The following is a 9,766-nucleotide window of genomic DNA, read 5'->3' as shown; positions in this document are numbered from 1 at the left end:
GTGCCGGGCTGGTTCCGATGCTTCGACGCGCGGCCGTCCGCCGCCGTCCGGCTGCTGTGTTTTCCGCACGCCGGTGGGTCGGCCGCGTTCTACCGCCCGTGGGCGAGGGCCGCGCCGCCGGGGATCGAGGTCCATGCCGTGCAGTACCCCGGGCGCGCGGACCGGTTGGGCGATCCCCTGGCCGATGACATCGGATCGCTCGCCCGCGCCGTCGCGGACGCGCTGACGCCGCTGCCGGGCCGGCCGGTCGCGCTGTTCGGGCACAGTATGGGGGCGACCGTCGCGTACGAGACGGCGCGCCTGCTCACCGCGCGCGGGCACCCGCCGATGCAGCTGTTCGTCTCCGCCTCCCGGGCCGCCCACGACCGTCCGGGCGACGACGAGATCATCCACGACAAGGACGACGAGACCCTGGTCGGGGCGCTGAACCGGCTCGGCGGCACCGACGTGGAGATCCTCGCCGACCCGCAGCTGCGCGAGCTCGTGCTCCCGTACATCCGGGGCGACTTCCGGCTGGTCGAGACGTACGAGCACGAGCACGGTCCGCCGCTCGACCGCCCGATCACCGCGTTCGCCGCGGACGACGACCCCATCGTCAAGCCCGCGGAGATGAAGCGCTGGGCGGAGCTGACCACCGCGGAGTTCGCCCTCGACGCCCATCCCGGCGACCACTTCTACCTGCTCCCGCGCTCCGGCCCGATCCTGACGACGGTCGGAGAACGCCTCGGCGTGATCGGCTGAGACGACGTGGCCACGGGCCCGTGCGCATGTGTGACCGCCTCGTCGCCAGGCTTCACCGACATGCAAGGGTGTCCCATGAGCAAGCTGACCGGACAGCAGATCGCAGACGAGGGGCTGGACGGGTGGGCGTACCTGCTCGGCGGCCTGCAGACCCGCATCCACACCGAGAACTTCGCGACCGGGCTCTCGGTCGTCAACGCCATCGGCGCGGCAGCCGAGGAGATGAACCATCATCCCGACCTCGACCTGCGCCACACCCATGTGGACGTCCGGCTGACCAGCCACGATGAGCGCGCGGTCACAGACCGCGACATCCGGCTGGGCCGCGCCATCTCCTCCATCGCCGCCGATGCCGGGGTACGGCTGGAGTCCTCGAACGTCTCCCGGCTCGAACTCGCCCTCGACACGCCGGCCGGCGAGGCGATTCCGCCGTTCTGGGCCGCGGTGCTGGCGATGGAACATCTGTCCGGGCCCGACGTCACCGACGAGGTTCGCGACCCGGGCGACGTTCTGCCGACCGTGTGGTTCCAGGCGTCCGGCAGTGAGGAACCCCGCCAGCGCTGGCACGTGGACTTGTGGGTGGATCCCGCGCAGGTCCGGCCGCGCATAAATGCCGCGCTCGCCGCCGGCGGCACGCTGGTCAGCGACGCGGAGGCACCGAGCTTCTGGGTGCTCGCCGACCCCGAAGGCAACCGGGTCTGCCTGTGCACCTGGCAGGACCGCGACTGATATCAGCCGGCTCGCTCAGGCAGCCCCTGTTCCGGCAACCGGCTGATCCGCGGCACGGCGTTGCGGCCGGGCTCCCGAACATCTGGTGCCGAGACTTGCGAAGAAAGCCGGACGCGGCGCTCTTCCGGAACGGATGATCGGCACATGGGTGATCAGATAGGGCTGCGGCCGGTCGAGGAGGACGACCTCCAGATCCTGGAGGATCTGACGCAGGACCCGGAGAAGGCAGGGGAGTTCGCGCGGTTCGGCTGGTTCGACCCGGGCCGCTACCGGCGCCGGTGGGCCGAGAACGGCCTGATCGGCGAGGACGGCGGCACACTGCTGGTGGTCGACGGCGACGAGCGGCTCGGGTTCGTGGCCTGGCGTCGCCGGCAGACCACACCGGCGGCCTACTGCTGGAGCATGGGCATCGCGCTTCTCCCGGAGGCCCGCGGCCGGGGGTACGGCACCGAAGCGCACCGGCTGCTGGCGCGCTACCTGTTCGCGCACACCACCGTGCACCGCATCGAGGCCGACACCGAGGTCGAGAACGTCGCCGAACAGCGCGCCCTGGAGAAGGCTGGCTTCAGCCGCGAAGGCGTGATGCGCGGCTGCGGGTGGCGCGACGGCGCCTGGCGTGACGGCGTCACCTACAGCCTCCTGCGCACCGACCCAGCGGTCTGACGGATGAAGGTCGCGTTCTTCGGCGATGTCCACGGTTGCGTGCTGCATGCGTTGGGAGCAGCCGTCACGCTCGCCCGCCACCGGGGCATCCAGCTCGACGCGGTGATCCAGGTCGGAGATCTGGGCGCATTCCCGTCACCTGAGCGGTGGGACGAGGCAAGCCGTCGGTTCGGAGCAGACAATCCAGCTCAGAGTGATTTCTTCCGCCTCCTGGCCCCCTCACCGCGTCTGGCGGAGGGCGTCCGCCTCGCCCTTCGGGAGATCCCCCCGTTCCTGTTCGTCAGCGGCAACCACGAGGATCACCAATGGCTCGCCGGTCTGCACCACGCCGCCGACTCCCCCGTGACGCCAGTTGATCCACTAGGCGCCTACCGCCATGTCACCTGCGGACACATCACCGAAGTCGCAGGACAACGCGTGGCGTTCCTGGGAAAGATCGAATGGCCGGGCTCGATGGACTTCGACGATGACGCCTACACCCGGCTCCTGGCCCTCGAACCCGGCAGCGTGGACATCCTGGTCACTCACGACGGTCCGTACGGCATGTCGTCTTGGCGCGGCACCACCCAAGGGTCCAGGAAACTGACCGAACTCATCGAACGCCTACAGCCCCGCCTGCACATCAGCGGCCACTACCACCATCAAAACGGCCCACGCCACTACGGGGCGACGACCTCCTACGCCCTGGGCCTACTCGTCGGCCCCAAGGTGAACATAAGAGACTCCACCTCGGTCAACCCCCGGCAACAGGTCACGCCAGGCAGCATCGGCCTACTCGACACCCGGACCGACGAGTTCGAATACGTCCACGACCCATGGCTCGCCGACATCCACGGCGAACACCTCGACCTGGCCACACTTCTGACCGCAACACAGTGAGCCGGACAACGTCCTGAGAAGTCACTCCGTATCTTGGCCTGGGGCTGCTCCGCGGACCTCGAGCTGCCCCCGGTCGGCTCGTCTGGTGCAATGCGTCGTGCACGCCACGATCCACGACCACTCACCATCGATAAGGACAGCCCCGTACCAGGCCTATCCGGCAGGCTCGTCGCCCGGAGCGAGATCGTTCACCCATATCTGGGCAGTCGCCAGGTCGGGCGCGGTCCCGACCGGCGCATAGATGAAGCCGTCCCACTCCTCAAGGACACGGGGTTCGTCAGGGCGAAGGTGACTGGCACCGCCATGGATCGGACGGTGACGCCGGTATTGATCAACGGGCGGGCGGCGTCGTTTCTCGTACGACGCGAGCGGGTCGGCGGGGTCCACGCGCGGTGTGGCGCGCGACGGCTGATTCGGTGGTCCCGGTCGGCGGTGTTTGCCCATGTCCTCGAACGTATCGGCCTTCAGCGGTGAGCGGAGCAACGCTGAGGGAGCGCGGTTCGATCCGCTCGTCGGCGGTTGCCACGGCGTTCGCGAAGGTCCCGCACGCGGCGTGACCTACAGCCTCCTGCGCACCGCCCCCCGGTCTGACTAGCTGACGCGGTGCCGGTGCACGCGGGCATCAGACCAGAGCGTCGAGCAGCTCGGTGACAGCCGGATCGGTCGGCCACCTGCTGCACATCTGGTGGTAGATGTCCCGCAACCTCCTCAGCAACGACTCAGACGACGTCGCACGCGCGATCCCTGCTGCTTCGAGCACAGCCGCGCATGCGGCCTCAGCCTCCAACGCTTGAAGATGCGCGACGGCCTGGTGAGCGATGTACTCACCCGCCCACTCGGCGCGGCGCATCGCAGCGGGCAACTCGGCGAGACCGGCCGCCAAGTGCTCGACGGCCCGAGCGTTCCGCCCCAAGTCGTCCCGCCCGAGATAGACGTTCGTAACCCCTGCCTCAAGGGCAAAGAATCCAGGCTCCAGGTAGTAGTACTCCCATGGCCGAGCGCTGGCGGGGTCGGCGTTGGCTACGGCTGTTTGTGCCTCGTCAAGAAGCCGCTCTGCCGCGCACGGTTCACCAGCGAGGGCGTGCCCGCGTGCTTCGAGAAAAAGGTCATAGGCGTGGCCAGGACCGATGCGATTGCGCTGTGCCGCTTGCGCCATTCCGACCATCGGGCCGACCTGCCCGATGCGTTCGGCGAGATACGCCTTCCACGACAGCACCGTCCCCACCATGGAGGTGTCGCCGATCTCCTCGGCGTGTTCGGCCGCGCGGTCGAGCGACATGCGGGCTGCCGGCGCGTCCCCTGCGGCGATGTTCAACCAGCCGGAGAACTGTGCCCACTGAGCCGCGACGTCGACCATCTTCGGCCGTACCGGGCCGCGAGCCTCGGTGACGAGCCGCTGCACCATCGGAAGTTGCGCCCGGACGGACTGCAGGACCGGCACTGAACCCACAGCGTCCTCTAGTCGGCGCTGCTCGGCCAGGATGGCCGCCAAGCACTCCACGATGTGCGAGTCGGGCCGCATTCTGCGCCTGGTGGCCACTATGAGTCGGTCCTCGTCATCGGGTGTGAACCGATCGTTCAGTTCGACGCCGGGGAGGCGCCATGGTGACATCTGAACGTCTCTGTCGTCACCGAAAAGGTCGTCTTCCGTCATGTCGAACACGGCCGCGTACAGCATCCGATAGCGGGGACCGGGAGGGTGTTCGCCGGCTTCGTGGCCACGGATCGTGCGGCATAGATCCTTGATCTTGGGGAGGCGTTGGCGGTCACGCTCGGTGGCGTGCTCACGGAAGGCTTCGGCGAGTGCCTCGACGGTCATTCGCCGGGCTTTGCGTTCAGTGCGCAGGCGAGCACCGATACGGGCGTTATCGGCTGACATGTTGCGTGCACCTCGGCCGAGTGGGGGTCACGAATTCAGGGACGCATATCCGCGCGTGTCCCCCAGTATCACGGTGACGTCACCGGATCCGCAGGACTTCACTATCAGTGACGCATTCGCTACGGAAACCGGGAGACCGGGTGCACGCACACACCACCCCTCCGCCGCCGATCGACGTCGTCCAGACGGCGGCCCTACGACTCGCGCCCCTGCTCATCCGCCAGGACCTAAACGTCACCGTCAGCCGAGACGGAACCGTCGAAGTACGAAACCCCCGCGACCTCCGGATGAGGCAACCCCTCGTCCTCCGCGAGCACCAAGGCGCTCTCTTTTGGCATTGGGCGTGGTCCGGGCCGAGCCGTGACGCACCACCCGAACTCGAACCGATGGTGGCCGCGGATGACGTCGAGGAGGCGGCCCGCCGGATCATCACCGTCCTCAGCATCACCGAACCGACCGGAGCCGAGCGGTGATCGCCGGCGCCCGTCGGCTGCTGGGGTTCGAGCCGGCCGAACCGGTGCCGCCCCGATCGTGGTTAATGAATGTGCCAGATCCCTCTCCCCGAGACCTGGCCGCCCTGCAGGCCGCCTGCACGGGCTGGCTGATCATGTGGTCGCGGTGGCGTCGCGCCTACACGGCGTTCGGCGCGTGTACGAAGCGTCCCGTGATCATCGACGAGGCCGACCCGGCGCGGCTCATACAGCAGTGCCGCGCGATCGAGTTGGCGGCCGCATGAGCCCGTAAGTCACCGTACTCCCGCGCGGCCGTCCCCACTCCCTGGGCGGTCGCGCCCTCCGCCTGGCGGCCCAGCCCAAAGACGTCCCGGCCCCAAGCCACCCCGAGCCGGGTCGGGACACCGCCGCCGGGTCCGTTTGAGGGGACGGGCCCGGCGGCCCCAAGACGGCGGCCGTCGAGAGGAGCATTCGGGACGTTGCGACCTCTCGACGGTCCACTCTCAGGCCGTCCCCCCTGGGCGAGCCCGGCGGACCTAAGCGACTCGCTATATGTGAATGAACCGCTGCGATCCCGTGTTTCCCAACACGTCGAGCTTGAAGCTCTTCTGCCAGCCGAAAGGCGTCATCTCCACCTGGCAGAGCACGCTCTCCGTAAGTCGATCACGTAGGTCGGCGATGGCCTGGTGCGATTCTTCGGGTGACGCCAGCGTATGCGATAGGTGCGCGAAAGCATTGATCACAACCGACTTGGCATCGGTCTTACGGAGGACTCTACGTATCGCTTTCGCCGCGTGACGAATTTTCGCCAGATCTCCGGGTTCAACTGCGACAAGAAGCAGCAGGCAATTGTCCCACGCGAGTGGCGGCGGCATCGCATGGTCGACTTCGGCACTGGCCTGAGTGGGGTATTCCAAGGCGTATTCGGCGGTCCGGCATTCGAGGCAGAGGATCTTCATGGGGGTCACAACCCGAATCTGTGGGGGCGTCAGCCGATGAGTGAGAGGGGGTGCAGGTCGACGCCTTGCCGCGCGCTGCCGGGCGATACGGAGGACTCCAGCGGTTAGCAGCCGCAGGCGCCGGAGGGCTCAGGAGCGGACGCGACCAAGGACGTCGAGATCCTTCAGCAGGGACGCGTGACGAAGGGGGACGCCCAGAGTTCTACCGGATAACTCCGGACAAAACCTGGATTATGCGAAAGCCGAATCTCGAGACCGGTCGTTCCGCGCATCGGGCCGATCGATCGGAGCCAGGTTGCCGCCGGGCGGCTCAGAGCAGTCGTCGTTGCACGACGTCGGCGATGACCGTGGTCACGACCTTGTCGACGGCTTCGGCGTCCGGTGGGGTGCCCTTCCGGTCGGCGAACAGCATGTGCCCGCCGCCGATCAGCGAGAGCGCGAGCGAGTCGACGTCGGCGTCGGCCGCGATACGGCCCAGTGCGCGCTCTTCGGTGAGGTAGGAGATGATCATGGCGCTGGCCTCCGTCATGATCGGGATGCCCTGGGCCAGGCCGGATTGGCGCAGCCGGGCGCGCAGCTCGTCCCGGAAGATGACGAGACCGACGATCCCGACGGCGACCGGGTCGAACAGCTCGATCAGCGCGTCGGTGAGGTTGCCGGCGACGGTGCCGGTTCCGGCGGACTGGCGCAGGGCGACGGCCTGGCCCTCGACGCGGGCGATGCGGTCGTGGACGAGCTCCGCGAGGAAGGCGTCGAAGTCGGCGAAGTGCCGGTGCAGGACTCCCTTGGCGACGCCCGCTTCGGTGGTGACGGCCCGGCTGGTCAGCGCGCTCGGCCCGTCCCGGAGCAGGACGCGTTCGGCGGCGTCGAACAGCTGCTGACGCGCGTCGCGGATGTGCACTCCGGTCGGCATCGTGCATCCCTCCGTACCTCGAACGAGCCTCGCCCGTTGACCGAGTGGGCATGCGCCCACTAAGGTGGGCGCATGCCCACTATACCGCAGGAGCAGCCACGTCCTTCCGAGCGCGAGGCTCGTGAGGCGCATCGAGCCCGCGCGATGGCGGAGTCGTTCGGGGTGGACCCCGAACGCTACGACCGAGCCCGGCCCCGCTACCCCGACGCCCTGGTGGAGCGGATCGTCGCCGCCGGCCCCGGCCGCGACGTCCTCGACGTCGGCTGCGGCACCGGCATCGAGGCCCGGCAGTTCCAGGCGGCCGGCTGCACGGTGCTCGGCGTCGACCCCGACGCGCGGATGGCCGAGTTCGCCCGGCGGACCGGGGTCGAGGTCGAAGTGGCGACCTTCGAGGCGTGGGACCCCGCCGGCCGGGTGTTCGACGCGGTCATCGCCGGGCAGGCCTGGCACTGGGTGGATCCGGTCGCGGGCGTGGCCAAGGCGGCGCAGGTCCTGCGGCCCGGCGGCCGGCTGGCGGTGTTCGGGCACGTGTTCGACGCCCCGCCCGAGGCGAGGGAGGCCCTCGCCTCGGCACTCCGGCGGGTGGCACCCGACTCGCCGGTGAACCTCCCGTCGGCGGGGCCGGCCAGGACGCCCATGGACATCTACCAGGCGATGTTCGCCGCGGCCGCCGACGGGATCCGGCAGGCGGGCGGGTTCGGCGAACCGGAGCAGTGGCGGTTCGACTGGGAGCAGTCCTACACCCGGGACGAGTGGCTGGACCTGCTGCCCACCACAGGCGCCCTCACCCAGCTCCCGCAGGACAAGCTCGCGGAGGTGCTGGAAGACGTCGGGGCCGCCATCGACAAGGTCGGGGGCGGATTCACGATGCCGTACACCACACTGGCGGCCACCGCCGCGCGAACCAGCACCGCCTGACGGCTCCCCGGCGTCACAGTCCGAGCAGGGCGGCGGCGTTGCGGTCGAGCACCCCTGCGGCGTCCGCGCCGAGGCCCTCCTGGATGTAGCCGATCGCGCGGCGGAACAGGTCACCGTTCTCGTATGGGAAGTCGGTGCCGAGCACGAGCCGGTCGGCGCCGAGCGTCTCGGCGGCGGCCCGCACCGCCGGCACGTGCCCGTGTCCGACCGTGTCGTACCAGAGGCGCCGGGCCGCGTCGCTCGGCTTCTCCGGCGTGCCGGGCGACTCCCAGCCGTACTGGTTGTCGATCCGCTGCAGCAGCATCGGCAGCGCGCCACCCAGGTGGGAGATGATGATCTTCACGTTCGGGTAACGGCCGGGGATGCCCGCCAGCAGCAGGTGCGTCACCGCGATCGTGTCCTCGACCGGCGCGCCCACCATCCACCGCATGTTGTGCTCGGCGATGAGCGGGGTACGCGCCGCCTCCCCGGACGGGTGTACGTAGAGGACGGTGCCGCGCCGGTCCAGTTCCTCCCACAACGGCGCCAGCGACGGGTCGGCCAGTGAGCCACCGAGCACCGCCGTGGTCACCGTCGCGCCGACCATTCCCAGGTCGTCCAGCCCTCGCGCCAGTTCCTTCAGCGCCGCGTCCAGGTGCGGCAGGGGCAGGGCGGCGAACGCCGAGAACCGCTGCGGATACCGCGTGGTGAACCCGGCGTACAGGTCGTTCGCGAGCCGGGCCGCGTGCACCGCCTGCGCCTCGTCGGCGAAGTGCGGCACCCGCGGGGCGACCGACAGCACCTGCCGGTCGACGCCGGCCGAATCCATCAGCGCGAGCCGGGCCTCCAGCTCCTCGGGGCTACCGCCCGCGCCGACGCCGCGGTGCGCGGAGGTGTTCTGCCCGTACGGCTCGACCAGATCCAGGTACTCGTCGGTCCACAGATGGGCGTGCACGTCGATTCGCATCACGATCACTCCTTCTCGCACTCGCGGGCTAGAGGGAGAGCGCGGAGTCCAGGCGGCACACGGTGGCGATCTCCGGCCTCAGGTCCGCGAACGGCAGGGGGCGTACGGCCTGCTGCATAAGGGTGCCGAGCAGGTAGGAGAAGAGCGCGTGGGCTCGCCTGGGCGGGTCGTCGACCGGGATCTCGGCCAGCAGGTCGCGAAGGACGTCGATCATCGCCCGGTGCATCCGGTCGATCGGCTCGAGGCGGCCCTTCTGCCCGACATCGACCCAGTAGCTGAACCACAGGAGGGCCGCGTTCGGCCGCTCGGCGAAGATCTCCAGGTACGCCTCGACGGCCGCCCAGAAGCGATCGGCCGGGCGCTCATGCCGGTCCGCGGCCTCACCGATGCGTACGAGACAGCCGCGCATATGCCGGTCCATCGCGCCGTCGATGATCTCGTCCATGTCATCGAAGTAGTAATGGATCGCGCTCTTGGTCAGCGGGCTGGCGTCGGCCACGGCTCGCGCGGTGCACGCGGCCAGGCCGTCCCGCGCGAGGACCTCCATGGCCGCCTCGATGATCTGCTCCTTCTTGGCACGCCGGCTCGGCGACCCTCGCCTCTCCGCGGATGACCCCATAGGCGAGGAGCGTACTCGTTTCATTGCACGATCAGGACGCGTGTCCTAAGTTGGGACACGCGTCCTAG

General features: G+C 69.2%; 13 protein-coding genes. 7 read left to right on the top strand and 6 right to left on the bottom strand.

All coding sequences use genetic code 11. The features are described from left to right. The 4 genes from ABEA24_RS33875 to ABEA24_RS33860 all read left to right on the top strand — a co-directional run bounded on the left by ABEA24_RS33875 (position 1) and on the right by ABEA24_RS33860 (position 3,012). Entirely contained in the window at positions 1-741 is a 741-nt protein-coding gene (locus tag ABEA24_RS33875; RefSeq protein ID WP_345435947.1) for a thioesterase II family protein, read from the top strand. Between the two features lie 75 nt (positions 742-816). Further along, on the top strand, positions 817-1,470 hold the full coding sequence (locus ABEA24_RS33870; RefSeq protein WP_345435945.1) for a 4a-hydroxytetrahydrobiopterin dehydratase: 654 nt from the start codon (positions 817-819) through the stop codon (positions 1,468-1,470). A 144-nt stretch (positions 1,471-1,614) separates the two neighbouring features. Then, on the top strand, positions 1,615-2,133 hold the full coding sequence (locus tag ABEA24_RS33865) for a GNAT family N-acetyltransferase (protein ID WP_345435943.1): 519 nt from the start codon (positions 1,615-1,617) through the stop codon (positions 2,131-2,133). Between the two features lie 3 nt (positions 2,134-2,136). Next, positions 2,137-3,012 carry a metallophosphoesterase family protein gene (locus tag ABEA24_RS33860; protein ID WP_345435941.1) on the top strand — a complete coding sequence of 292 codons (876 nt, stop codon included), beginning with the start codon at positions 2,137-2,139 and terminating at the stop codon, positions 3,010-3,012. 153 nt (positions 3,013-3,165) lie between these two features. Here ABEA24_RS33860 and ABEA24_RS53765 read toward each other — a convergent pair whose 3' ends face one another. Both ABEA24_RS53765 and ABEA24_RS33855 read right to left on the bottom strand, forming a co-directional pair. Beyond that, a complete protein-coding gene (locus ABEA24_RS53765) occupies positions 3,166-3,456 on the bottom strand; it encodes a DUF6087 family protein (RefSeq protein WP_425551270.1) in 291 nt (96 codons plus the stop codon). Between the two features lie 178 nt (positions 3,457-3,634). Beyond that, the gene (locus tag ABEA24_RS33855; RefSeq protein ID WP_486303929.1) at positions 3,635-4,891 is read right to left on the bottom strand and encodes a helix-turn-helix domain-containing protein; all 1,257 of its coding nucleotides are present in this window, start codon (positions 4,889-4,891) and stop codon (positions 3,635-3,637) included. Positions 4,892-5,031: 140 nt separating this feature from the next. Between ABEA24_RS33855 and ABEA24_RS33850 the strand changes: the two genes are divergently transcribed. After that, complete coding sequence (locus ABEA24_RS33850) at positions 5,032-5,364, top strand: hypothetical protein (RefSeq protein WP_345435937.1); 333 nt, start codon at positions 5,032-5,034, stop codon at positions 5,362-5,364. Between the two features lie 71 nt (positions 5,365-5,435). After that, positions 5,436-5,627, top strand: coding sequence for a hypothetical protein (locus ABEA24_RS33845; protein WP_345435935.1), 192 nt, complete (start codon positions 5,436-5,438; stop codon positions 5,625-5,627). Positions 5,628-5,891: 264 nt separating this feature from the next. Here ABEA24_RS33845 and ABEA24_RS33840 read toward each other — a convergent pair whose 3' ends face one another. Then, positions 5,892-6,302: a threonyl-tRNA synthetase editing domain-containing protein gene (locus tag ABEA24_RS33840; RefSeq protein WP_345436231.1), complete on the bottom strand. Its 411-nt coding sequence runs from the start codon at positions 6,300-6,302 to the stop codon at positions 5,892-5,894. A gap of 310 nt (positions 6,303-6,612) precedes the next feature. After that, on the bottom strand, positions 6,613-7,215 hold the full coding sequence (locus tag ABEA24_RS33835) for a TetR/AcrR family transcriptional regulator (protein WP_345435933.1): 603 nt from the start codon (positions 7,213-7,215) through the stop codon (positions 6,613-6,615). Positions 7,216-7,287: 72 nt separating this feature from the next. On the opposite strand from ABEA24_RS33835, the gene ABEA24_RS33830 reads away from it, so the two are divergent. Further along, positions 7,288-8,133 carry a class I SAM-dependent methyltransferase gene (locus ABEA24_RS33830; RefSeq protein WP_345435932.1) on the top strand — a complete coding sequence of 282 codons (846 nt, stop codon included), beginning with the start codon at positions 7,288-7,290 and terminating at the stop codon, positions 8,131-8,133. A gap of 13 nt (positions 8,134-8,146) precedes the next feature. Here ABEA24_RS33830 and ABEA24_RS33825 read toward each other — a convergent pair whose 3' ends face one another. After that, positions 8,147-9,079, bottom strand: a complete 933-nt coding sequence (locus ABEA24_RS33825) for an amidohydrolase family protein (protein WP_345436229.1) — start codon at positions 9,077-9,079, stop codon at positions 8,147-8,149. 28 nt (positions 9,080-9,107) lie between these two features. Next, positions 9,108-9,698: a TetR/AcrR family transcriptional regulator gene (locus ABEA24_RS33820; RefSeq protein WP_345435930.1), complete on the bottom strand. Its 591-nt coding sequence runs from the start codon at positions 9,696-9,698 to the stop codon at positions 9,108-9,110. Between the last annotated feature and the right edge of the window lie 68 nt (positions 9,699-9,766).

Source organism: Actinoallomurus vinaceus (assembly GCF_039542055.1).
Lineage (GTDB): Bacteria > Actinomycetota > Actinomycetes > Streptosporangiales > Streptosporangiaceae > Actinoallomurus > Actinoallomurus vinaceus.
Note: the sequence above shows the minus strand (reverse complement) of the source record. Positions and strands in the feature narration are given on the sequence as shown.